23 protein-coding genes and 1 tRNA gene are annotated in these 23937 nt (G+C 67.4%); 8 read left to right on the forward strand and 16 right to left on the reverse strand.

Annotated elements, in window-relative coordinates; genetic code table 11:
* Positions 1–498: 498 nt before the first annotated feature.
* Positions 499–1485: a type IV toxin-antitoxin system AbiEi family antitoxin domain-containing protein gene (locus tag ABD115_RS09340; RefSeq protein ID WP_343960441.1), complete on the reverse strand. Its 987-nt coding sequence runs from the start codon at positions 1483–1485 to the stop codon at positions 499–501.
* 952 nt (positions 1486–2437) lie between these two features.
* Here ABD115_RS09340 and ABD115_RS09345 point away from each other — a divergent pair.
* Positions 2438–2761: a hypothetical protein gene (locus tag ABD115_RS09345; RefSeq protein WP_343960442.1), complete on the forward strand. Its 324-nt coding sequence runs from the start codon at positions 2438–2440 to the stop codon at positions 2759–2761.
* Here ABD115_RS09345 and ABD115_RS09350 read toward each other — a convergent pair.
* The 4 genes from ABD115_RS09350 to rpsO all read right to left on the reverse strand — a co-directional run bounded on the left by ABD115_RS09350 (position 2755) and on the right by rpsO (position 5686).
* On the reverse strand, positions 2755–3672 hold the full coding sequence (locus ABD115_RS09350; protein ID WP_343960443.1) for a DUF4166 domain-containing protein: 918 nt from the start codon (positions 3670–3672) through the stop codon (positions 2755–2757). The two genes, ABD115_RS09345 and ABD115_RS09350, sit on opposite strands and share 7 nt — an antisense overlap.
* A complete protein-coding gene (locus tag ABD115_RS09355) occupies positions 3669–4382 on the reverse strand; it encodes a DUF4166 domain-containing protein (RefSeq protein ID WP_343960444.1) in 714 nt (237 codons plus the stop codon). The genes ABD115_RS09350 and ABD115_RS09355 overlap by 4 nt, the downstream gene beginning before the upstream one ends.
* Positions 4372–5166 carry an SRPBCC family protein gene (locus ABD115_RS09360; RefSeq protein ID WP_343960445.1) on the reverse strand — a complete coding sequence of 265 codons (795 nt, stop codon included), beginning with the start codon at positions 5164–5166 and terminating at the stop codon, positions 4372–4374. Before ABD115_RS09360 ends, ABD115_RS09355 begins: the two co-directional genes overlap by 11 nt.
* A gap of 250 nt (positions 5167–5416) precedes the next feature.
* Positions 5417–5686 carry a 30S ribosomal protein S15 gene (rpsO, locus tag ABD115_RS09365; protein ID WP_343960446.1) on the reverse strand — a complete coding sequence of 90 codons (270 nt, stop codon included), beginning with the start codon at positions 5684–5686 and terminating at the stop codon, positions 5417–5419.
* 290 nt (positions 5687–5976) lie between these two features.
* Between rpsO and ABD115_RS09370 the strand changes: the two genes are divergently transcribed.
* The 4 genes from ABD115_RS09370 to ABD115_RS09385 all read left to right on the forward strand — a co-directional run bounded on the left by ABD115_RS09370 (position 5977) and on the right by ABD115_RS09385 (position 9379).
* Positions 5977–7188 carry an ammonium transporter gene (locus tag ABD115_RS09370; RefSeq protein ID WP_343960447.1) on the forward strand — a complete coding sequence of 404 codons (1212 nt, stop codon included), beginning with the start codon at positions 5977–5979 and terminating at the stop codon, positions 7186–7188.
* 63 nt (positions 7189–7251) lie between these two features.
* The gene (locus ABD115_RS09375) at positions 7252–8097 is read left to right on the forward strand and encodes an inositol monophosphatase family protein (RefSeq protein WP_343960448.1); all 846 of its coding nucleotides are present in this window, start codon (positions 7252–7254) and stop codon (positions 8095–8097) included.
* Between the two features lie 168 nt (positions 8098–8265).
* Positions 8266–9024, forward strand: a complete 759-nt coding sequence (locus ABD115_RS09380; protein WP_343960450.1) for an IclR family transcriptional regulator — start codon at positions 8266–8268, stop codon at positions 9022–9024.
* Positions 9025–9211: 187 nt separating this feature from the next.
* Positions 9212–9379, forward strand: a complete 168-nt coding sequence (locus tag ABD115_RS09385; protein ID WP_343960451.1) for a hypothetical protein — start codon at positions 9212–9214, stop codon at positions 9377–9379.
* Positions 9380–9488: 109 nt separating this feature from the next.
* On the opposite strand, the gene ABD115_RS09390 is transcribed toward ABD115_RS09385, so the two are convergent.
* On the reverse strand, positions 9489–10946 hold the full coding sequence (locus tag ABD115_RS09390) for an NCS2 family permease (RefSeq protein WP_343960452.1): 1458 nt from the start codon (positions 10944–10946) through the stop codon (positions 9489–9491).
* A 132-nt stretch (positions 10947–11078) separates the two neighbouring features.
* Positions 11079–11450, reverse strand: a complete 372-nt coding sequence (locus ABD115_RS09395; RefSeq protein ID WP_343960454.1) for an FKBP-type peptidyl-prolyl cis-trans isomerase — start codon at positions 11448–11450, stop codon at positions 11079–11081.
* A 155-nt stretch (positions 11451–11605) separates the two neighbouring features.
* On the opposite strand from ABD115_RS09395, the gene ABD115_RS09400 reads away from it, so the two are divergent.
* Positions 11606–12472 (forward strand): fumarylacetoacetate hydrolase family protein, encoded by an 867-nt coding sequence (locus ABD115_RS09400; protein ID WP_343960455.1) that lies wholly within the window; start codon positions 11606–11608, stop codon positions 12470–12472.
* A gap of 109 nt (positions 12473–12581) precedes the next feature.
* On the opposite strand, the gene ABD115_RS09405 is transcribed toward ABD115_RS09400, so the two are convergent.
* The 8 genes from ABD115_RS09405 to ABD115_RS09440 all read right to left on the reverse strand — a co-directional run bounded on the left by ABD115_RS09405 (position 12582) and on the right by ABD115_RS09440 (position 21332).
* Positions 12582–14069: an aspartate ammonia-lyase gene (locus tag ABD115_RS09405; RefSeq protein ID WP_343960456.1), complete on the reverse strand. Its 1488-nt coding sequence runs from the start codon at positions 14067–14069 to the stop codon at positions 12582–12584.
* A 72-nt stretch (positions 14070–14141) separates the two neighbouring features.
* Entirely contained in the window at positions 14142–15599 is a 1458-nt protein-coding gene (locus ABD115_RS09410) for an MFS transporter (protein ID WP_343960457.1), read from the reverse strand.
* 53 nt (positions 15600–15652) lie between these two features.
* Positions 15653–16522, reverse strand: a complete 870-nt coding sequence (locus tag ABD115_RS09415) for a M48 family metalloprotease (protein ID WP_343960458.1) — start codon at positions 16520–16522, stop codon at positions 15653–15655.
* A 26-nt stretch (positions 16523–16548) separates the two neighbouring features.
* Positions 16549–17118 carry a LemA family protein gene (locus ABD115_RS09420; RefSeq protein ID WP_343960459.1) on the reverse strand — a complete coding sequence of 190 codons (570 nt, stop codon included), beginning with the start codon at positions 17116–17118 and terminating at the stop codon, positions 16549–16551.
* Positions 17119–17171: 53 nt separating this feature from the next.
* Positions 17172–18497, reverse strand: a complete 1326-nt coding sequence (locus ABD115_RS09425; protein WP_343960460.1) for a D-arabinono-1,4-lactone oxidase — start codon at positions 18495–18497, stop codon at positions 17172–17174.
* Positions 18494–19744, reverse strand: coding sequence for an alanine racemase (locus ABD115_RS09430; protein ID WP_343960461.1), 1251 nt, complete (start codon positions 19742–19744; stop codon positions 18494–18496). The genes ABD115_RS09425 and ABD115_RS09430 overlap by 4 nt, the downstream gene beginning before the upstream one ends.
* A gap of 299 nt (positions 19745–20043) precedes the next feature.
* Entirely contained in the window at positions 20044–20682 is a 639-nt protein-coding gene (locus ABD115_RS09435; RefSeq protein ID WP_343960462.1) for a CoA transferase subunit B, read from the reverse strand.
* A gap of 2 nt (positions 20683–20684) precedes the next feature.
* Entirely contained in the window at positions 20685–21332 is a 648-nt protein-coding gene (locus ABD115_RS09440; protein WP_343960687.1) for a CoA transferase subunit A, read from the reverse strand.
* 205 nt (positions 21333–21537) lie between these two features.
* Here ABD115_RS09440 and ABD115_RS09445 point away from each other — a divergent pair, with 205 nt between their 5' ends.
* Positions 21538–22311: an IclR family transcriptional regulator gene (locus ABD115_RS09445; RefSeq protein ID WP_343960463.1), complete on the forward strand. Its 774-nt coding sequence runs from the start codon at positions 21538–21540 to the stop codon at positions 22309–22311.
* Between the two features lie 72 nt (positions 22312–22383).
* Here the strand turns inward: ABD115_RS09445 and ABD115_RS09450 are convergent.
* Positions 22384–22457 (reverse strand) — tRNA-Leu (locus ABD115_RS09450).
* A 257-nt stretch (positions 22458–22714) separates the two neighbouring features.
* Here ABD115_RS09450 and ABD115_RS09455 point away from each other — a divergent pair.
* Positions 22715–23929, forward strand: coding sequence for a substrate-binding domain-containing protein (locus ABD115_RS09455; RefSeq protein ID WP_343960464.1), 1215 nt, complete (start codon positions 22715–22717; stop codon positions 23927–23929).
* Positions 23930–23937 lie beyond the last annotated feature (8 nt).

Consider the following 23937-nt stretch of genomic DNA (forward strand, 5'->3'; position numbering starts at 1 on the left):
CCCTGCTCGCCCCCGCCCACCTGCCCACCCTGCTCGCCCCTGCTCGCCCCCGCTCGCCCCCGCCCACCTGCCCACCCCTGCTCGCCCCCTGCTCGCCCCCTGCTCGCCCCCGAGACCTGCACTTACCTCCGAGCTCACCCCCGCACTTCTCGAAACATCCACCCGGCTCGGAGGCATCGCTAGGGTTCACCCGGGCCCCACCGCTGGGACCGCCGCGCGACGGCGCCTCCCGTTCGCGAGCGGGAGCCCCCTGGCCCACTCCGCCATTTCCGGCAGCGCCCAGCGCCACCCACCACGCCCCACCCAGCGCCCCACCCAGCGCCCAGCGCCCAGCGCTCGGCGCCACCCACCGCGCCCAGCGCCCAGCGCCACCCACCACGCCCCACCCAGCTCCGCCGACTGCGCACACCCCGGCACTGCCCCGAGACCTGCACTTACCTCCGAGCTCACCCCCGTACTTCTCGAAACATCCACCCGGCTCGGAGGTATCGCTAGGGTTCAGGTGCGGCGCAGCGGAGGCGGCACATGAAAGGCTCGTAGCCGCTCTGCCAGGGCATTCGCCGAGCGGCTCGTAGCAAAATCCCAGCGCACAAAACCGAAGCCGGTTGTGCCGCGGATCCAGTCTTCGCGCTGCTTCTCTGCAAGCACGACGTCTCTTGGAGTACGGCCGCCAAGCATCTCCGAGCTCGTGTATTTGACGTCACCGTCGACCTCGCCAAACGTGGCGGCGCCGAGTAGCTCGAAATCAATTCGGTAGACACCGCCGCCCGGAGCTGCAACCGTTGGCTGCAGTCGCACCTCGTAGCCGAGCCGCCTGAGCTGCAGGCGACTCAGACTCTCAGCAACAGACTCTGCCCGGCCGTCGGCGTGGGCAAAGCGCCCTTGAGCCACGCGCACACCTCGTGCGGGTGCTAGCGCCGAAAGCTCACTGAGTTGCCTCGCCCTCCACTCCCTCTCCGCGTCGATGTCGTCGGCGCCGCCGAACAGCATCCGCAGGCCCGCATCCAGCACCACGGCGGCTTGCTCGGGCCGCGCAAACCTGGCCACATCCCTGAGAGTTCGGCCGAGTGAGGTGCACCACAGCCCGTCGACCTCGGTGAGTTCGTCGTCGGCCACGCGGGCCTCATGCTGAATCATGCGCGTCGATCGTCGCTGATGGTTTCGAGACCGCAGGGTGACGTGTACACGTTCGTTGCCGATGCCGTAGCAGGCAACCCCGTGGATCGCCGCGGCTGTGAGATGCGAGAACACCGGTCGTCGCCTCGTCGCGTCGAGGTCGACCGCGCTCGCGAGGGCAAGGTGGCGCCAATCGGGGTGCCAGGCCGCCCAGGTAGCTCCGGCAACATAGTGGCCCCGGGCAACTCGGTGCAACTCTCCCGTGCGCACGGCGTGCTCGATGGCACGGTCGTGCACGCCTTCAGCGCGGAGCTGCGCGCGGCTCATCATATGGGTGCGAATCTCGCTCAGGCGATCCCAGTGGTTCATGCCCCGATGCTCGCAGCCCATGCTCGAGAGCGCGGGGCCGCGCCGAAAAATGTGCACGCCTTCCCATCGCACATCGCCCTAGCGCAGATGTGCACAACGGCTGGGCAACGCGGCACCACAGACCTGGCCCGGCCTGGCCCCACGGGAGCGCACCGCGCGCCCGGCCCGGCCCCACCCGCGCACACCGCGCGCCTTGCACGTCGTCACAGCACAACGCTGCACCCGTTGCCGACCGCGCGCGCTCTGTCGGCCAGCCCTGCACTAGTCTCCGAGATCACCCCGTTGCCGCGCTGCGAAAGTAGGTGCTCTCGGAGGCATCTGCAGGGTTCTTACGACCGCCGGCGGCAACGAGAGCCACCCGCAGGGCACGCACGTCGCTCGTCGGCGACCCCAGAGCGCGCGCAGCCGCGGGCGTTAAGCTTCCTCCATGAGCGAATCCGCGGGCCCGAGGTTTACCAGCCAGCCCCCTATGCCCCCGGAGCAACCGATGGCAGCTACACCGGGCTCGGTTGCCGGGCAGGCGGCGGTTCAGGCAACGGGCTCCTTTCCAGGTCGCACCCCGCGCCAAGCCCCAGGGCACCAGCCCCCGGGGCAACAGCTCCCAGGGCGTGAGTTTCCAGGCAAACGGCTACCGATGCCGACTCGACCCGTAGCGCCGATAACGGCGCCGACAACTTCGTCAGCGCCCGATTTCACGAGCTTCCCGCCGCCGCAGACACCCGCTGCCCTATCGCCAACACCACACGCTCCCCAACCGCCCCAGGCACGCTTCGCCAGCCCAGCCACGCAGCACTGGCCACCGCATCCGGCCCAACATCCCCAGCCCACGCAGCGATCCCAGGTGCTCCCCCAGCACACCCAGCACCCCCAGCACACCCAGCACACCCAGCACCCCCAGCACACCCAGCGCCAGCAAGGCGGCCGCCCTCACCGCCCGGGCGATGGCGCTAACGTGCTCGCGCTCACCGCGTTTGTCTTGGTGGCCATGACGATGCTGCTCTCATCGCTGTTCACTGGCATCGCGAGTTTCACCATGACCGACTACCTGTACGCTCAGTTCGGTGGTGCGGGGTTTGAGGTGCTCAGCTGGGCACAGACGCTCTTCCCACCGCTCATCTACGGCGTCGCCCTGATTCTCGGCTTCGTCGCGACCAGACGCAACCGCCCGACGAGGTGGCGGAGCCTCGGGTTCATCGCCGTCGGGGCTGCAGGTTTCGCGATTCTCACCGAGGTGCTCTCTCGCCTCGGGTGGGTGTTCGTCGGAACGTTCTACTGAGTTTCGGGGCAGTCGCTGCCCGGTGAGCCGATCGGTGCGGCACCGGTGAGCGCAGCGTGAGTGAAGCTGCCGCGGTACTCGAGCACGGTTCCGAGCAACGGGCTGCGCACCCGCGCAGCGACGGTGTTGCGATTAGATGCGTCGTCGAAACCATCACTCACGTCGGCGCGCACCGACAGGAGCGAGGGCAGCCGCATGCGCAGGCGGCCGAGCCTGAGCCAGGCTCTTTCCGAGACAAGTCGCAGGTGCCCTTCGGCGGTCACCGAGCATCGCAGTTCGAGTTCGACCCTGCGATCCCGCCCCAATAGGTTGCGGAGCGTGCCCGGTCGTTCACCGGGGAGCAGCACGTCGACGAAGCGCTGCTCCCCGCGCCGAAACACGAAGACGCGCTCGGCTTGGAGCCCCACCTGGCAGCCGGCCGGCGCGCTTCGCGGCGACACCGCGACCGACCCCCCGCGCACGCCGTCGTTCTCGCGCACACCGTCACTCCCGAGCACACCGTCGCCCCCGCGCACACTGTCGCCCACGCCCGCACCGTCGCCGACGCGCACCACGGTGTTCACGACCGCGAAGGGAACCCCACGCTCGTGCGCAGTTACAAACAGCTCCGGCCCCACGATGGGCCGGGCGAGCAGGTTCAGCCAGCGGTACCTGCTCCCGGCGACCGAGAACTCCCCCGTGACACTCACGGCTCCCCCGACGACCCCGGCGCCGGCGGCGTAGCGCCGCACCTCGGGGTGCAGGAGCGCAGCGGCGGGGCCGAGCGCCGCGAGAAACACCGATCCGCCGGGCACGGGCGCGCCATCAGACAGCGCACCATCAGACAGCGCACCATCAGACAGCGCACCATCAGACAGCGCACCACCAGGCAGCGCACCACCCGGCACCGACACATCACCCTCCGAGCTCACAGCCGCCGCTCCTCGCGGTACGGCTTCAGCGCCCCTGCGACCCTGGCCCCATCGCCATCCCCAACGGCAGGGAACGTGCACGTAAACTCTCCCCGATACCCGAACAGCAGCCCAAACCGCGAGTGCCGCACCTCAAGGTCGATCACGTAGCGCTGCCGCGCCGGGTCAAAGTGTTCGTTGAGATAGGCGCGCCCGGTGAAGAAGGCAGGGAAGCGGAACGCGATCCACCCCTCGTAAAACCGCTGTTCACCCGACACCAGCCGCAACCCGCCGTCGCCGGTGACTGACAGGTCGAGGTCGACGGCGAGGTGCTGGTGGGTGCCGAGGTAGTCGATGATGCGGCCGGCCGCTTCGCTGTAAACCATCGTCGCATCGAAGCGCCGGCGCCTGCCCCGCCCGACCTCCATCGTGCGCACGAAGGTGACGGTCTCGCGCCCGAATCCGTCAATGTACGGGTAGTTGTCGATCTGAAACGGCACGTCGCTGCCGCGCTCGGGAAACATGATGTTGCGCGTGGCCCCGAGCAGCAGGAAGGGCCGCACCCACCAGGGCCCGCGGCGAATCTCGCGCATCACACCGCGCCCGACGCACGCGTAGCCCGCCGCCGTTCCGACACCGAATCTGCGCTGCAGCTCCGGTTGCAGCCGCGCGAAATCGTCGCCGAGCGCGGCTTCGAAGATGCTCTGTGCTTGCGAAGAATTATCTTTCACTATCGCCCGTTCTCGGTCGCGTTGTTGGCTGTTCCGCTCGGCGGCTCGGCGGTGCATGGGGTGGCGTTGTCGGCGGCGGATCCGTGAGGCTCAGCCCCGCCAGCGCCGCCGGCGCGTCGGCCATAACGCCGCCCACCCGCGGCCCGACACCGTGGCTGCCACCGTCACCCCGACCGCGAGCAGCACCGGCGGGTGCGCGCGGCTCTCGCTCGGGCCGCGAACGGCAGTTGGCAGCCCGAGCCCGCGTGCCGCCTAGCCAGCCGCGCCACCACCCGATGCGCTCGGGTTCGATACCCGACTCCGCCCAGATGCGCAGTCTGTCGAAGCTCCAGGCGGTGAGCCACCACACGAACCGCCTCGTGACGATTGGGTCGAGCACTCGGCCGAGCCACCCCCACCCCGGGGCATAGTCATAACCCGTGATGAACCGCACCCCGCCGCGCTCGGGGAGGTATCGCCAGTAGCCGCGGCCCGTGCCGAGCGGTGAGAGCGCGTCCGCGGTCGTGAACAGCAGCGCCGAGGTTCGGGATCCACCCTTCGCACGTTTCTCGCCGAGCGAGACGCCCGTGCCGCGAATCGTGTGCACGCCGAGACCGAGCTCGTAGCGAAACTCCTGTGCGCCGTCTGCGCGCAGCCGCGTCGGGCGGATCGCGCTGAACCTGCCATCCCAGCGCGCGTGCTGCACGGGATCCTGAGTGAGTTCCCAAACGCGCTCCATCGGGGCCGCAATGAAAATCTCGACGTACAGCGCGCGGTCGCGCCGGCCCGCGGGAGTTCGAGACATGCTCTCACACTACCGCCGAGCGGCCCGCGCCCCCGCAGCGACGCGGGCGCGCTCGCATGATTCGCCCAGAATGCACGAAAGCCCCTCTCCCGAGGGAGAGGGGCTTTCCAGAGTCGCAGGCGATCAGTCGCTGGGACTCATGCGCTGAGCCAAACCTGTCGGCTGCAGCCTGAGCGTCGAGCCCGAGCGTCGACCCCGAGCACCAGAGCACTTCGGGGCAGCCAGCGCTGACCCGAAGGTCAGCGCTGCGCTAGCGGCGCAGACCCAGGCGCTCGATGAGCGAACGGTAGCGGCTGATGTCGGTCTTCTGGAGGTAAGCCAGGAGGCGGCGGCGCTGGCCAACGAGCAGCAGCAGACCACGACGCGAGTGGTGATCGTGCTTGTGCTCCTTGAGGTGCTCGGTCAGATCCTTGATGCGACGCGAGAGCAGTGCCACCTGAACCTCAGGGGATCCGGTATCACCGGGGGTGGTCGCGTACTCTTCGATGATCGCCTGCTTGACATCTGTGGGCAATGACATAGGTGATCCCCTTTCTCCAGTTGCGCGGCGCCTTCAGCAGGGTGCTTGGGCTCTCTGTATCCGCGGCCGATCTAACGGCAACCTCCCTAGCTTAGCACCGATTCACGGCTGTGCCCACCGACGGGCTCCGCGCACCGGCGGCCGGCCGATTGAAACACGAGCGAAACACACATGTGACATCGGTGTAGTCGAGGAGAAACTCCAAGGAAACTCCGGGCGCGCAGACTGACACCACCCGGCTTCACGGTCGAGCCGGCCCGCCCTCCCCGGCGGCAACGAAGGGACAACACATGGAAGCAACAGATATTTGGACGCTCACGAGCGCGGCCCTCGTGCTCATCATGACGCCCGGCCTCGCACTGTTTTACGGCGGCCTCGTGCGCGTGCGCTCGGTGGTGAACATGATGCTCTTTAGCTTGAGCGCCATGGGCGTCGTTGGGGTGCTGTGGATTCTCTTCGGCTACAGCATGAGCGTGCTTGGCGATGGCGATGGCTGGTTTGCCGGCAATCCGCTGCGCGACTTCGGGCTCGCGACCACCGACCCCGGTGAATTCATCGGCGTCGGCTTCGGGGCGGTATTTGCGATGATCACGACAGCGCTGATCTCTGGGGCAATCGCCGACCGCGTCGGCCTCGGCTCCTGGGTGCTCTTCTCGGGTGTTTGGGCATCGCTCGTGTACTTTCCGGTCGCCGCCTGGGTGTGGGGCGGCGGGTGGATCGCGAGCCTCGGCACCTGGCTCGGCACCCCCGACGTCATCGATCTCGCTGGCGGAACCGCGATCCACATTAACGCGGGAGCCGCGGCGCTCGCCCTCGCGCTCGTCGTCGGCAAACGCCGCGACTTCGCCCGCGGTGCCCACCGCCCCCACTCCATCCCGCTCGTCACGATCGGAGCGGCGCTGCTCTGGTTTGGCTGGATCGGCTTCAATGCCGGGCTCGCAACCGATGCCGGCACAGCCGGGCTCATTCTCGTGAACACCCTGGGCTCCCCAGCCGCGGCCATCATCGGCTGGCTAGCCACCGACGCCCTGCGCGGCCGCAAGCCAGGCGTGATCGGCGCGGCCTCTGGCGCGGTCGCCGGGCTCGTCGCGATCACCCCGGCCGCCGCGAATCTCGCGCCGGGGTTCGCGCTCCTCCTCGGCCTGCTCGCGGGAGCGGCGTGCGCGTTCGCAATCGACTGGAAGTTTCGGCTCGGCTACGACGACTCCCTCGACGTCGTCGGCCTCCACCTCGTCGCCGGCGTGCTCGGCACCGTCTACCTTGGGTTTTTCGCGTTCGGTGACGGGCTGTTCACCGGCGGCGACGGCGGCCTGCTGCTCGTGCAGGTGCTCTCGGTCGTGGCCGTCGCAGGTTACTCCTTCATCGCCTCACTCGTCATCGCATTCGGGGTCAAGACGCTCACCGGCCTCCGCGTGCCGGCTGAGATCGAGGAGCGCGGCATCGATTCTGCGGCGCACGGCGAGGAGGCGTATGCCCTCGAGAACACGGCAGGCGATAGGTAGCGGGCGCAGGCTGCGAGGCGTCACCCCGCCCTGTCGCGCGAGTCTGCGGGTAGGCTCGGGAGCATGAAGCTTTCGGTTGAACCTGCCAGCCTTGCCGACATCGCGGGGTCGCTCGCCCGCCGAGTGGGTCGCGAGATTCACCGGCTGCGCGCCGCCGGCGTAGACGTGGCCGCGACCAAGTCGAGCCTCACCGACGTCGTCACGGCCGCAGACCGGGAGGCCGAGCGGCTGCTCACTGCCGGGCTGACAGAGCTGCGACCCGACGACGGCATTCTCGGAGAAGAGGGCGCGAGTATCGCTGGCACCACGGGCATCACCTGGGTCGTCGACCCGATCGATGGCACCGTGAACTACCTCTACGATCTCCCCTCGTACGCGGTCAGTGTGGCAGCAACGGTGACCGACGGAGCCCCCGGCACCATGTCCGACGGCCGCCGCGCAATCGCCGGCGCCGTCTATGTTCCGGTCACCGACGAGCTGTTCACGGCTTCGGCAGGCGGGGGCGCCTACCGCAACGGCGTGCGGCTTCAGGGCCCGGCCGACACCGAACTCGCCACGACACTCCTCGGCACGGGGTTCGGTTACACCGTCGAACGCCGCACCGAGCAGATTGAGGTGCTCCGCGAGGTCGTACCCCGCGTTCGCGACATTCGCCGCATGGGCTCGGCCGCGACCGATCTGTGTCTCGTTGCCGCCGGCGCGCTCGACGCCTTCTACGAGCGCGGGCTGCAGCCGTGGGATTACGCCGCTGGCGCCCTCGTGGCGCGAGAGGCCGGTGTCGACGTGCGCGGGCTCGGCACGAACGCACCGGGCGAGGAGATGCTCATCGCGGGCACCCCCGCAATCGCGGCAGAACTCGCGCAGCTCATCGCCGGCACCTACGGGCGGCTGGAGGCGCCGCGCGACTAACTCCGCGGTTGCGGGCGCACCCCGAGCAGCCTGCCCCGCCCGCCCCGCCCGCGCATCCCGCGCATCCCGCGCATCCCGCGCATCCCGCGCATCCCGCGCATCCCATACGATAATCTGACGATCAGCGATGACCACAGTGCGGCTCATCCGTCTCCGAGAGGCTCACACGTGGCAAGTACGAACACCGACAGCGTCAAGTCAGTCGCTCGCGCGCTCGACCTGCTCGAGATCATCGCCGACGCCGGCGGCGATATTTCACTCAGCGAACTCTCGTCGATCGCAGACCTTCCGCTCCCCACAATTCACCGGCTACTGCGCACCCTTGTGGCGCAGGGCTTCGCGCGTCAGCTCGCGAACCGGCGTTACGCGCTCGGGCCGCGCCTCGTGCGCCTCGGCGAGGTCGCTAATCGCAAGTTCGGCCAGATCGCGACGCCGCAGCTGAAGGATCTCGTGGCTCAGCTCGGCGAGACCGCCAACCTCGCGACCCTCGATGGCGATCGGGTGATCTACACCTCCCAGGCACCATCGCCCCACGCGATGCGCATGTTCACGGAGGTGGGCCGTAGGGCATACCTGCACTCGACGAGCGTGGGCAAGGCAATTCTCGCGCAGTTCACCGACGACGAGGTGCGCGCCATCGTGGCCCGAGCGGGCATGCCCCGGGTAACGCCGCGATCGATCGACACCGTCGACGCGCTCCTCGCCGATCTGCGCACCGTTCGCGAGCGCGGGTATGCCTTCGACGACGGCGAGCACGAGGTCGGCGTGCGGTGCTACGCGATGTCCGTGCCGAATATGCCGAGCCCGACAGCCGTCTCCGTCTCTGGGCCGGTCACCCGGGTCGACGACGCGTTCGCCGAGCGGGTGGTGCCGGCGCTACGTGCCACGGTGGCGGAGATCTCCACTGCCGCAAGCCTCGCGAGCTAAGCGCAGCCAAGCGCCTCCAAGCGCCTCTAAGCGCAGCCAAGCGCAACCGAGCGCTTCCAAGCGGGCGCCGAGCGAACTCTCCGGCCCTTGACTGGGCGGATAATTCGACGTACTCTTTCCGTACCATAGAATTAGATTTCCGAATAATGGAAACTTAGTCTCTGGTCATCGAAGAAGGGGACTCCAAATGACTGCATTTCCAAGTGTTCCAGCGACTCCGGCCCACGACGAGCCCGACCACTACCTCGCCGACGGCTTTGACCCAGATTTCTGCACCCCATCCGCCGAGCGCCGCGAGCGCGGCCTGACCGCACTGCTGCGGTCGATCAGGGCCAAGTGGGCGCGCAAGCGCTAAGCCGCACGCGGGCGCGGCGACTGCGCGGAGCTGCCGCGGCGCGCACGACAACGGCGGGGGTGGATCGGCGCAACCGATCCACCCCCGCCGTTGTTATTGCGCGCGGCGCTTACACGCCGAGCATCGCCTCGATTGGCCCGCGAGCGAAGAACACCACGAAGCCGGCAGAAACGATCCACAGCAGCCAGTGGATCTGCTTCGCACGCCCGGTGAATGCGTGCACGAGCACCCACGAGACGAAGCCAGCGCCGATGCCGTTGGCGATCGAGTAGCTCAGCGGCATGACTGCTGCGGTGAGGAACACGGGCAGCAGCACGCGGAAGTCGGTGAGATCGATGTGCGCGATCTGCGACATCATCATCGCGCCGACGATCACGAGAGCCGCAGCGGCGACCTCGGTCGGCACGATCTCGGTGAGCGGGGTGAAGAACATCGCGAGCAGGAACACGAGGCCAGTGACGACGTTCGCGAAACCGGTACGCGCGCCCTCGCCGATGCCCGCGCCCGACTCGACGAACACGGTCGTCGACGACGACGAGGTGCCGCCACCGACGACGGCGCCGATGCCCTCAACAACGAGCGCCGACTTGATGCGGGGGAAGTTGCCCTTCTCGTCTGCGAGGCCGGCCTCGCGCGACAGGCCCGTCATGGTGCCCATCGCGTCGAAGAAGTTCGTGAAGAGCAGCGTGAAGACGAGCATGATGACGGTCACGAGGCCGACCTTGCCGAAGTCGAAGCTCACTGCGCCGACGAGCGACAGGTCGGGCACTGCGAAGGGGTTACCGCCGAGCACGGGCTCGGTGAGGCTCCAGCCGCCGGGGTTCACGGAGCCGTCGGGGCCGAACTTCGGGCCGATCTTCCAGATCGCCTCGACGATGATCGCGATGACGGTGCCCGAGATGAGCCCGATGAGGATGCCGCCCTTGACCTTCTTGGCAACAAGGATGCCGGTGAGGGCGAGCGTGACGACGAAGATCAGAGTCGGAACGGTGGTGATGAAGCCGACGCCTGCCGGGCCGAGGCCAACGGGCGGCGATGACTGGCCGGTCGCGTCGACGAAGCCCGAGTTCACGAAGCCGATGAACGCGATGAAGAAGCCGATGCCGACGGTGATCGCGAGCTTGAGCTGCACAGGGACGGCGTCGAAGATCATGCGGCGCAGGCCGGTTGCCGCGAGCAGCACGATGAGCAGACCGTTGATGATGACGATCGCCATCGCCTCGGGCCAGGTGACCTCCTGCACAACGGAGAACGCGAGGAACGCGTTGATGCCGAGCCCCGCGGCGAACGCGAACGGCAGGCGCGAGACGATGCCGAAGAGGATCGTCATGACACCGGCGGCAAGGGCGGTGACCGCGCTCACCTGGCCGAAGTCGAGGATGTTGCCCGCGACATCTTCTTTACCCGAGAGGATGATCGGGTTGAGAATGACGATGTAGGCCATCGTCACGAAGGTGACGAGACCACCGCGTATCTCGGTTCCGATCGTTGAACCGCGCTTGCTGATCTCGAAGTAGCGGTCGAGGAAACCCCGCTCCTTCACCTGCTGATGTGAGGCCTCTGACACGAACCGCTCCTGTTCCTGGGTGTTTGCTGAACAGGAAAACGGTACCACCTTGCGCGGGGCGGCGTGAGCCCCGGCGCAAAGCGGTACCGTTTGAGCGGTGTCTCAGTGGTGAAATGACACCCTTGAGAGGAGTTAGCTGACACCCTTGAGGTCGATGATGAAGATGAGGGTCTTGCCCGAGAGCGGGTGCCCGCCAGCCTCGCCGTAGGCCTGAGCCGGGGGCACAACGAGCTTGCGGCGGCCGCCGACCTTCATGCCGGGGATGCCGACCTGCCAGCCGGGGATGAGGGCCTTGAGCGGGAAGTTCACGGACTCCCCACGGCTCCACGAGGAGTCAAACTCTTCGCCGGAGTCGTACTCGACGCCGAGGTAGTGAACGTCGACGGTGGAGCTTGCGGCTGCCTCAGCGCCGTCGCCGACAACGATATCGACGATCTCCAGTTCAGCGGGCGCGGGGCCCTCGGGCGCATCGATTTCTGGCTTGGTGAGCGGTGCATCAGTCATGGCCCCATTGTGACTGATCTGCGGGGCTCCCACCATGAGGTTCGCTGAGAGGGAAACACTGTTTTGGCGCCCATACCGTTGCCCACAGGTGAACGGCAGCATCTTAGGCGGGGCGCAACAACGGTTTGGCGGGCAAAGCCCGGTAGCCTAGAGTCGTGAGATTTGCGCACTTGACCCCCGAAGCCACCGGCGACCCTGAACTCTTCATCGAGCGAGGTGAGCGATTCGTTGCCGTGCGTGACCTCGGTGAATCGTTCTCGACGCTACAAGACGTCATCGACGCTGGCCCCGATGCCCTCGAGCGGCTGACCGCGTCACTCGCAGAGCTCCCCGACACGGCGGGCATCAGCGCGGAGGGCGTGCGCTACGCCCCGGCGGTGCTCAACCCGCCCGTGGTGCTCGCGGTCGGGCTGAACTACGACGAGCACGCGAGCGAGCTCGCGCTCGACAACGACTCCGGCCCGGTGTTGTTCACCCTCTTCCCGAACTCCCTCAACGGCCACGGCGGCACCGTCGAGCTCCCGACGCGCATCAGCGAAGAAGTCGATTACGAGGGCGAGCTCGGCGTGATCATCGGCCGACCCGCAAAGAACGTCACGCCTGAGGAGGCGCTCGACTACGTCTTCGGTTATACGACCATCAACGACATCACGGCGCGCAACATTCAGTTCGCCGAGCCGCAGTGGTCGCGCTGCAAGTCGTTCGACGGGTTCACCCCGATCGGCCCGGTCGTCGTGACCGCTGACGAGATCCCCGACCCGCAGGCGTTGCACATCACCACAGATGTCAACGGGCTGCGCGTGCAAGACTCCACGACAGGGTTCATGATTCGATCGGTAGCCGAACTGATCTCGTCGATCTCGCAGTCTCTCACCATTCTGCCCGGTACCGTCATCTCGACGGGCTCCCCCGGTGGCGCCGGTCGGTCGCGCAAGCCACCGCTGTACCTCACCGATGGCACCGAGGTCACCGTCACGATCGAGAAGATCGGCGCGGTCACCGCGCACTGCGTCGCGGTCTAACCAGACCGCGCCAGCGTCGACCGGGTCAACGCAAAGCGGCCCACCGGGGTTTCTCCCGGTGGGCCGCTTTACACGCTTCGCGCGTGGCCGGAGAGGCCCGGCCGCATGCCTACGCCTCTGGCTGCGGATCCCCCGCGTCGCCCGATGCGACATCGGTCTCGATCGCGTCGCGCTCGATCACCGGGATCGCGCCGGTCTCGGGCGCGAGACCCGCGAGCTTCGCCGGCTGCAGAATGTAGTCGAGCTCGGCCTGGTCGAGCAGCCCGCGCGAGACGACGAGCTCGGAAACCTTCGCGTTCGTCGCGAGCGCCTCCTTCGCGAGCTTCGCGGCCTCGGCGTAACCGATCACCGGCGCGAGCGCGGTGATGACGGTGACCGAGCGGGCGACCATGTCTTCGAGGCGATCTTCGTTGGCGGTGATGCCGTCGACGCAGTTCACGCGAAGCGTCTGGCAGGCGCGCTCGAGCCAGGTGATCGACTGGAACAGCGAGTGCGCGATGATCGGCTCGAACGCGTTGAGCTGCAGCTGGCCCGCCTCGACCGCCATCGAGACGGTGACGTCTGCGCCGGCAACCGAGTAGGCCACCTGCGACACGGCCTCGGGAATGACGGGGTTCACCTTTCCGGGCATAATCGAGGAGCCTGCCTGGCGCGCCGGGAGGTTGATCTCGCCGAACCCGGCCTGCGGGCCAGAGGAGAGCAGGCGCAGGTCGTTTGAGATCTTCGAGAGCTTCAGCGCCGAGCGCTTGAGCGCGCCCGAGAAGGTCACGAAGACGCCCGTGTCGCTCGTTGACTCAACGAGGTCGCCCGCGGTCACCAGATCGAGGTCGGTGATGTCGCGCAGGTGGCGGATCACGGATTCTTTGTACCCGCGCGGCGCGTTGATGCCGGTGCCGATCGCTGTGGCCCCCATGTTCACCTCGCGCAACAGCGACACGGCCTCCTGCAGCCGCTCAACGTCTTCGCGGAGCGTTACCGCGAAGGCATTGAACTCCTGGCCGAGCGTCATCGGCACCGCGTCTTGCAGCTGGGTGCGCCCCACCTTGATGATGTGCGAGAACTCGCGGCCCTTCGCCGCGAACGACTCGGCGAGCAGGCTGAGCTCCTCGAGCAGGCTCCCGAGCGAGAACGCGAGCGCGATCTTAATCGCGGTCGGGTACGTGTCGTTCGTCGACTGGCTGTGGTTCGTGTGGTCGTTGGGGTTGATGTAGGAGTAGTCACCCTTGGCGTGACCAGCGAGCTCGAGCGCGCGGTTCGTGATGACCTCGTTCGCGTTCATGTTGCTCGAGGTGCCAGCACCGCCCTGCACGACGCCGACGACGAACTGGTCGTGCAGCATGCCGGTCTTGATTTCCTCACAGGCGCGGTCAATGAGGGTCGCGCGCTGCTCGTCGAGCGCGCCGATCTCGAGGTTGGCGCGCGCCGCGGCCTGCTTCACGCACGCGAAGGCGCGAATGAAATCGGGGTAGACCGAGATCGGCCTGCGGGCGATCGGAAAGTTTTCATGAGCGCGCGCGGTGTGCACGCCCCAGTAGGCAGATGCGGGTATTTCGACGCTGCCGATCGAATCCGTTTCGGTTCGGGTTTGGGCAGACATGAAGTCACTCACGAGTATCTCGCTCCAGTGGTTGAGGGGTTCCGCGGGCACGCCCGCACATCGCCTCCTAGCCTACCCTCCGTGGCCGCCCGGTTCCTCAGTCTCCGGCGGAATCTTTGGCTTTGGGAGCGGAATGATGCCCGTTGTCGGCGGCCCCTCCTGTGGCGCGGAGTCCCAGTGGGTTTTCAGCGGATCCTCGAGCTCTGGCTCGCGTCGCAGCACGTCGAGCGGAGCCGTCAGGGTTTCGACCTGCTGCGATCGGTCGTCGGTCAGGTTGGGCCGGCCCGCGTGGGTGACACGCGGCCCACCGTCCCAGCGCAGTCTGAGCTTGCGCTCGCTCATCAGCCAGGCCATGCCGATCGCGAACGCGACAAGTGCAGCGACCCCGCTGATGACGAACGTGGAGCGCGGCCCGAGCACATCTGCAGCCGCCCCGACGAGCGGCGCCCCGATCGGGGTTCCGCCCATAAGAATCGCCATGTAGAGCGCGAGCACGCGGCCGCGCACGGCAGGGTCTGAGGTGGTTTGCACGAAGCCGTTGGCCGTCGTGAGCATCGTCGAGGTCGCGAGCCCGAAGAACACGAGCGTCGCCGCGAACGCCCAGAACGTTGGCATCGCCGCGCCGAGCAGGCTGACGATGCCGAGCCCGCCCACCGAGATCACGACGACGCGCATCCGCGCAGCCGGCCGCCGAGCCGCGAGCAGCGCGCCGGTGAGTGAGCCGATCGCGAGAATCGACGAGAGCAGGCCGTAGTCGCCGGCCCCTCTGCCGAACTCGACCGCCATCGTCGACGACATCACCGGGAAGTTCATGCTGAAGGCCCCGACGAGAAACACCATCACGAAGATCACGAAGATGTCGTGGCGGCCCATGACATAGCGAAAGCCTGCGGAGAGCTGCCTGAGCTGCGACTCCCGCTTTTCTCCGCCGCCCGGCCGCTCGTGCACCGTCGTGATGAGCAGCAGCGCCCCGAGCATCGCGAGAAACGACGCCGCGTTAATGAGAAACACCCAGCCCGAGCCGATCGCGGCGATGAGCACGCCAGCGACTGCCGGCCCGACGAGCCGCGCGGAGTTGAACGAGGCCGAGTTCAGCGCGACGGCGTTCGACAGGCTCTCGGTGCCGACGAGGTCTGACACGAAGGCCTGGCGCGACGTCGCGTCGAAGGCGTTGACGATGCCGAGGCCCAGCGCGAACGAGTAGAGGTGCCAGAGCTCGGCCGCGCCCGTCACCAGCAGCAGGCCGAGCCCGAGGGCAAGCACCATGAGCAGCGACTGCGTCACGAGCAGCACCTTGCGGCGGTCAAAGCGGTCTGCCACCGCGCCGCTGAACGGCACGAGCAGCAGCTGAGGGCCGAACTGCAGCGCCATCGTGATGCCGACGGCAGACGCGTTGTTGTCGGTCAGCTCGGTGAGCACGACCCAGTTCTGCGTCGTTGCCTGCATCCAGGCGCCAACGTTTGAGACGAACGCTCCGAAGAACCAGATCCGGTAATTGCGGATGGAGAGGGAGCGAAACGTACCTGACACTGAGTAGACGACCCCCTTATGGCTGCCTCTACCCTACGCCTATTACGTTCCGGTTACATCTTTCCGCCCATATCGAGCAGACGCCTGATGCGATCGGGAATGGGCGGGTGCGTCGCGAAGAGGCGCTGCATCATGCCGGGTTTCAGCGGGTCTGCTATCCACAGGTGGGCCATGCTCGATTGCTGTTTCTGCAACGGGCGCCCGTACTCGGAGAGCTTGTGAAGCGCGCTCGCGAGCGCCTCAGGGTGCCGCGTCGTGAGCGCGCCAGTCGCATCGGCGAGGTACTCCCGCTGACGCGAAACCGCGAGCTGCACCATGCTCGCGACGAGCGGGGCAACGAGCATCGCTACGAGGCCAAAAATCATGATCGCGGGGTTGTTGTTGTTATTGCGCCCGAAGAATGCCATGCGCATGAGCATGTCGGCAATCATGCCAACGGCGACCGTGAGGCCATAGACGATCATTGACACGCGGATGTCGTAGTTGCGCACGTGGCCGAGCTCGTGGGCCATCACGCCCTCGAGTTCGGAGTCGGTCATGATGTCGAGCAGGCCCGTGGTCGCGGCGACGATCGCGTGCTCGGGGTCGCGCCCCGTTGCGAAGGCGTTCGGCGCCGGGTCGTTAACGATATAGACCTCGGGCATTGGCATGCCGGTGGTGATCGCGAGGTTCTCGACGACTCGGTACAGCCTGGGGTTGTCGGCCTGGCTGATCTTCACGGCGCCGCTCATAGAGACCGCCTGCTTGCCGGCCATGAAGTACTGAATCAACGCGTAGACGACCGCGAAGCCCATGACCGCGATGACGATGCCGGGAGACTGGTAGATCGCCGCGGCAAGCCAGCCTAGGCCCCCGACGATTGCGAGGAACAGCAGGATGATAAGAAAGCTGTTGATCTTGTTCTTGCGAACGGCGCTATACACGCGGGCTCCTTCCGCGATTCAACGCGTTAAAACTGGATGCGCGGGGGCTCTGCGATCGCCGCCGCGTCGTCGACCTCGAAGAAGTCGCGCTTCGTGAACCCGAACGGCCCCGCGAGCAGGTTGTTCGGGAACACCTGAATCTTGGTGTTCAGCTCGCGCACGCCGCCGTTGTAGAAGCGGCGCGATGCCTGCACCTTGTTCTCGGTGTCAACGAGCTCGGCCTGCAGCTGCAGGAAGTTCTGGCTCGCCTGGAGCTGTGGGTACGCCTCAGCGACCGCGAAGATGCTCTTCAGCGCCGACTGCATGTGGTTCTCAGCGACCGAGGCCTCGGCGGGGCTCTGCGCCGAAATCGTCTCCGCACGCGCCTTTGTCACCGAGTCGAACACACCCTGCTCGTGCGCGGCGTAGCCCTTCACTGTCTCGACAAGCGACGGAATCAGGTCAGCGCGCCGCTTGAGCTGCACCGTAATATCGCTCCACGCCTCTTCCACGCGCACGCGCAGCGTGACGAGCGAGTTGTACGTGGCCCAGAGGTAGATCCCTGCGATGAGCACGAGGGCTACGATGACGAGCGTGATGACCAATCCGGTTGACATAGCTGAATACTAGCGCGCAACGTCATGATTCCGCTGTGAACCGCGCACAATGGCTAGGCGCCAAGCACCCGCTCGAGGTAGGGGTTCGCGAACACGCGATCAGGGTCGAGGCGATCTCGCACGGCCACGAACTCGTCGAAGCGGGGGTAACGCTCGCGCAGTGCTGCCGCCCCGAGCGTGTGCATTTTGCCCCAGTGCGGTCGGCCATCGTGCGCTGCGAGCACGGCCTCCGCCTCCCTGAAGTAGTTGTCTTCGCGGTCTCGCCAGTAGCGGTGCACGGCGACGTACCCGCTGTCTCGCCCGCTCGCGGTCGAGAGCATCAGCTCGTCGGCCTGCGCGCTGCGCACCTCGATCGGGAAAGACACGCGGAAGCGGCGTCGCTCAATGAGCGAGCGCAGCTCGCGCACCGCGTCGGGCACAGCCTCGAGCGGCAGCGCGTACTCCATTTCGCGAAAGTGCACGCGCCGCTGGGTGACAAAGACCCTGTGCGACTCGTCGACATAATCACGCGCGCTCGACACGCCCTGAATTGCACGGTTCACCGCTGGCGTCGTCGCTGGCAGCCACCGCTGAAACCCGACAACGGCACCGAGCAGCGTGTTGTTGACGATCTCCTCGTCGACATACCGCGACACGACGCCAAGCGGCCGCGCCCCGCTCCCTGCGGCGCCGAGCGCCGGGTCGACCGGAATGCGGGTGTTGGTTTTCGTGCGAGCGCCCGAGGTGTGCGGAAACCAGTAAAACTCGAAGTGATCAACTGCCCGGTTGCGCTCGACGAACTTGTCGAGCACCGCGTCGAGCGCATCCGGCGCCTCGACCGCGCGCAGCAGGTAGCGCGGCACACACTGAATGGTCACTGTGATGAGCACGCCGAGCGCGCCAAGCCCGAGCGCAACGGCCGGCAGCAGCTCGGCGTTCTCGGTCTCAGATACGGTGATGAGCTCGCCTGTTCCGGTGACGAGTGTCGCGCCGACGACGGCGGTCGACAGCCCGCCGAGCGCGAGGCCCGTGCCGTGGGTGCCGGTCTGGGTTGCGCCCGTGATCGTCTGCCGGTCGATATCGCCCATGTTCGCGAGCGCGAGGCCGAGCGGCCCGAGAATCGCGGGCAGCTCCCAGAGGTGGGTGCCTGCCCAGAGCGTCACCCTTGCCGCGGCAGGATCGGCCGAGACGAGCCCGCGCATGCGGCTCAGCTGGAGGCGAATGCCGTCGGTCGCCCCGATCGCGGTGAAGCTGTGCGAGGCGCCGATCGGCTTCACTGTGTGGCCGGTGTCGCGTGCGCGCTCGACGGCTGCAATGACCTGCTCCGCGGTTCGCGGAGACACCTCCGTTACGGGCGTCGAAGCCTCTGTTCTCGCCCAGTTGTGCCAGCGCTTGCTCATAGAAAGCACTTCCCTTCTCCGCGATACGTGGGAAGCGGCTCTCCCGCGACGCCGCCCGCGACCGGCACGACGACGTTCCCGTGCTCCATCGGCTCCCCCGATTTCGTGTGCCGCAGCCACACGCGGTCTCCCGGGCGAAGCCCGCGCGCTGCGGGCCCGACCACCGGGGTCTGCACCTCACCCGCAGCCTCTCGCGGCGCATACCTCAAGCCAGTTGGCCAGGCGAGTTGCGGCAGCCGATCGGCTCCGGCCGGCCCCGACGCGATCCACCCGCCGCCGAGCAGGGTCGCCGTGTCGGCGTTCGGGCGGCGCACCACGTCAAGTGCGAACGCCACCGCCGGCGCAGGCGAAAACGAGCGGTAGTTATCGAAGAGGTGCGACCCAAACAGCCCGCTGCCTGCCGCGACCTCGGTGATGCCGCCCTCGGCGACCGTGCGCTCGATCGACCCCGTGCCCCCGCCGTTGACGAACTCGAGCTCCACGAGCTCGCGCACCGCCGCAAGGGCCGCTGCCCGGCGTTCGACGAGCTCGGAGCGACTCGCCCGCTGCATCGCGCGCATCACGATCCCAGCGACCGGCTTGCCAACGGGGGCGTCGCCGACGCCGGCGATCTGCGCCTCGTACGACATCACCCCAGCGATCGTGAAGCCCTGGCGCCCGAGAATGTGCTGGGCAAACCCGCGCAGCCCCTCTTTGGTGTGAATCGGGCTGCGAAACACCCCGATGTGGCCGAGCGCGCGGCTGCGCCACGAGGCGTCGAAGTCGAGGCACAGTCGAATGCGTGGGCGCTTCGTCGGCGCCACGACCGAGTCGATGAGGTCAAGCTGCTCGGGGCTGTCAACCATCAGCGTCACCCGCTCGGCCGCACGGGGGTCTGCGGCGAGCGCCGCGATCGCCGCCCGGTCTGCGGTCGGGTACGCGACGACAATGTCGTCGATCGTCTCGCTCAGCCACACCGCCTCGGCGAGCGAGTACCCGAGCACCCCCGCGTACCCGGGCAGCGCGAGCACCGCGTCGAGCACGCCGCGCACCCGCACCGACTTCGAGGCGACCCTGATGGGGAGCCCGCCAGCGCGCCTGAGCATGTCGTTGGCGTTCGCAGCGAGCGCCTCCGTCTGCAGCGCGATCACGGGGGCCGAGTGCTCCCTGGTCGCCTCAGTGAGGCTCTGCCAGTAGCCGGCGAGGTCGAGCCAGGGCTGCGTTTCTGCTGCGGCGCGCAGCTCCGGTGCCGCGAGATCGAGGGTCATGGGTGCATTCTAGCCCCGCCGGCTAGCTCCCGAGCGAGGCGTTGTCGCTACTCACCAGCGGAGTCTCGCTCCCGGCGCCAGATGCGAAATCTCGTGTAGATGCCCCCGACAACGGCGGCCACGATCAGCACAACAAGCAGGGTTTTCGCGAAGGCCATGTGTCAAGCGTAGCCCGCGCGTCGCGGCGCGGCCCCTCGGCATGCGATCTGCGCTCAATATGCCCTCCTGCTCCGAGTTCTTGCTATCGACCGCAGATCACAGATCCTGCGCCGGCCCCACACCCGGGGGCCGAGCCGCAGCTAGCCCTCGAGATCCACCGCGAACGCCGCGCCCGTCTTCTCTCGCACCTCAGCCTCCGTGTGACCGGGAGCGATGCGCCGCAGCGAGAGCGCCCCATCAATCACATCGAAGACCGCGAGGTCAGAGATGATGCGATCCACCACCCCGACTCCCGTGAGCGGCAGGTTGCACTCGGCGACGATCTTCGGCGACCCGTCTTTCGCGACGTGCTCGGTGACCACGATCACGCGCGGGGTGCCCGCGACGAGATCCATCGCGCCGCCCATTCCCTTGACGAGCTTTCCCGGAATCATCCAGTTCGCGAGGTCGCCGTTACCCGCGACCTGCAGCGCGCCGAGAATCGCGGTCTGCACGTGGCCCCCGCGAATCATGCCGAACGACGTCGCCGAGTCGAAGATCGATGCGCCCGGCACGAGCGTCACGGTCTGCTTGCCCGCGTTGATGAGGTCGGCGTCTTCCTCACCCTCGTACGGGAACGGCCCCATGCCGAGAATGCCGTTCTCGCTCTGCAGCATCACGCTGACGCCCTCGGGCAGGTGGTTCGCGACGAGCGTCGGAATGCCGATGCCGAGGTTGACGTACTGCCCGTCCTCTAGCTCGGAGGCTGCGATCGCGGCCATTTCATCACGTGTCCACATGGTTAGGCCGCCTCTCGGGTGCGCACGGTGCGCTGTTCGATGTGTTTGGTTTGGTCGGCCGCGACGACGACGCGCTGCACGAAGACGCCCTGCGTGTCGATGCGCTCGGGGTCGAGGAAGTCGTCGCTGAGGTGCTCGACCTCGGCGAGGGTCACCCTCCCCGACATCGCGACGAGCGGGTTGAAGTTGCGCGACGTGAAGCGGTAGCGCAGGTTGCCCTCTGCGTCGCCGGTGTGGGCGCGCACGAGCGCGAGATCGGCGACGATGCCGCGCTCCAAGATCGCACGCTTGCCATCGAAGACCGCCTCTTCCTTGCCCTCGGCGATCGGCGTGCCGACACCCGTCGGCGTGTAGAACGCCGGAATACCAGCCCCGCCGGCCCGCAGCCGCTCCGCGAGCGTGCCCTGCGGCACGAACTCGACCTCGAGCGCACCGCTGAGGTATTGCTCGGCGAACAACTTGTTTTCGCCGACGTACGAGCCGAGCACCTTCGACACCTGCTGGTTCTCGAGCAGCAGCCCGAGGCCCTTGCCGTCGACGCCCATATTGTTCGATACAACCGTGAGGTTCTTCACGCCGGTGTCGCGCAGCGCGACGATGAGATTGTGCGGAATACCGGAAAGCCCGAAGCCCCCGACCGCCACCGTCATGCCGTCGCGGGCGACGTCTGCGACGGCCTCCGCGGCGGTGTTCCAAGTTTTTGATGCCACCGTTGCCACCCTTCGTTCACAATGCGGTCACTCTCACCGCCCTGCTGCGAGCGTAGAAGAACGTTGCTATGCCACGCAAGCGGCTCACGCACCCGAGGAGGCATCTGCTCACCTCATGGGTCGCTGGCGTGCTAACGTTCAGTATATGGACGCACAGGTCACCGCTGGCGCGCAGGTCGTCGGCCGCGTCGCCGCGCTGCTGCGTGCGCTGAGCACAACGATGCCCGAGGGGGTGAGCACGACCGAGCTCGCCCGCGATACCGGCATCGCTCGGCCGACCGCGCACCGGCTGCTCTCGGCGCTCGCCGAGCAGGGGTTTGTGGATCGCGAAGCCGCCACGGGTAAGTGGCTGCTCGGGCCCGAGCTCTACCTCATGGGAACAGTGGCCGCGGAGCGCTACGACGTCACCGAGATCGCGCGCGAGCACGTGGCAGAGCTCGCCGCCGCAACGGGCGAGAGTGCATTCTTCTCGGTGCGGCGCGGCAACGAGACCGTCTGCCTGCTGCGACAAGACGGCAGCTTCCCTATTCGCTCCTTCGTGCTGCACGAGGGCAAGCGCTTTCCGCTCGGCGTGGCCTCGGCCGGCCTTGCGATTCTCGCTTACCTCTCCCCCGCAGCCGCCGAGCGCTACCTTGCCGAGACCGACCTGGCGGCGGAGTTCGGGGCCGCTCACGCAGCCGAGCAGTTGCGGGGGCGGATCGCGCAGACGCGAAGCACCGGCTACGCCGTGAACCCGGCCCTCATCGTGCCGGGCAGCTGGGGCATGGGGGCCGCTGTCTTCACGCCGGCGGGCCAGCCCGGGTGGGCGCTCAGCCTCACGGGCACCGAGCACCGCTTCGCGCCGGAGCGCCGCCCAGAGCTTGGCAGGCTGCTGCTTGATCACGCTCACCGGTTGACCGAGCGGCTCGCGCGGCGGTAGGTGCGGGTGTGTGGCGCGCCTCGGGCCACGCGAGCGGTGGGCCGCTATGTACCGCGCGCCGCCGCACGCCCGTCCCCCCACAGGGATTCGAACCCTGACTGAAAAGATTTTAAGTCTTCTGCCTCTGCCAGTTGGGCTATAGGGGGCCAGCCCCTATCTTCCCACAGCGCGGGCGGCTTCCTCGCGGCGGCCGGGCCATCGCTTCGAGCCCGCGCGCGGAGTCCACGTCAGTTTGCCCCGCATTTCGGCCCAAAACCGCCGCTTTGCTGGGGCAAAGTGGCATCAAGTGCGGGCTTCCGAGCAAGGTCACCCTTGACGTAGCCATGCACCGTCCCTTAGCGTTGGCAATTGCAACCTGAATCAGGTTTCATAAACCAACCTTCCAAGGACGAAAGGTACGCGCATGCGCATCGGAAAAAAACTCGCGTTTGGCGCCCTCGTGGCCTCGACCGCACTGGCCCTGTCGGCGTGCGCGCCGGCAGCCACAGCCCCCGGCGACGGCTCGGGCGGCGACGCTGAGGGCCCCGCATCGGTCACCGTCGGCATCATCACGAGCGAGACCGGCCCGCTCGCGGGCTACGGCGCGCAGTACCTCGACGGCTTCAAGGCTGGCCTCGACTACGCGACCGACGGCACTGGCGAAGTCGACGGCACGAAGCTCGACATCAAGTACGTCGACGACGCTGGCGACCCCGACAAGGCCGTCACCGCCGCGAAAGACCTCATCGGCCAGGGAGTGAACCTGCTCGCAGGCAGCGCCTCGTCTGGCGTAGCGGCGGTCGTCGCCGAGCAGGCAGCGCAGAACAAGGTGCTGTTCATTTCTGGCCCCGCCGCCGCCGACAACATCACCGGCATCAACGACTACACCTTCCGCTCTGGCAGGCAGAGCGCGCAAGACGTCGCAACCGCGGGCACGTTCCTCGACGACATCAGCGGCAAGACTGTCGCGGTACTCGCACAGAACAACGCGTTCGGCCAGGGCAACGTCGCCGCCGTAGAGGCAATTCTCGGCGCGAAGGGCGCGACGGTCACCCCGGTGCTCGTCGCCGAAGATGTCACCGAGTTCACCCCGTTTGCCACGCAGGTGCTCGACACGAAGGCCGACCTCGTGTTCGTCGCCTGGGCCGGCGCGACGACCGGCGCGATGTGGCAGTCGATGAGCCAGCAGGGTGTTTTCGAGGCCATGCCCGTCGTCACCGGGCTCGGCGATGCCGCGACCTTCGGCGCGTACGGCGAGGCCTCAGAGAAGATCAGCTTCTTGAACCACTACTTCGCCGGCGCACCCGATAACCCGGTGAACACCGCAATGGTTGAGGCCGTCGAGGCGGCCGGCGGCACCCCCGACCTCTTCACCCCAGACGGGTTCACCGCCGCGCTCATGGTTGTGCAGGCGGTAAAGGAGGGCAGGGGCGACGTCGACCAGATGATCGCCGCGCTGAGCGACTTCACGTTCGAGGGCCCCAAGGGCACGACGACCGTGCGCGGCAGCGATCACGCCCTCATCCAAGAGATGTACCAGGTGAAGCTCGTCGCCGACGGTGAGGGCTTCGCCCCCGAGCTCGTCGCAACGGTCGCGGCCGACGACGTCGCGCCAGCACCCGTCACCGCAGCAAAGTAGGCAAACGC

This window comes from Leucobacter albus (genome assembly GCF_039528015.1).
GTDB lineage: Bacteria > Actinomycetota > Actinomycetes > Actinomycetales > Microbacteriaceae > Leucobacter > Leucobacter albus.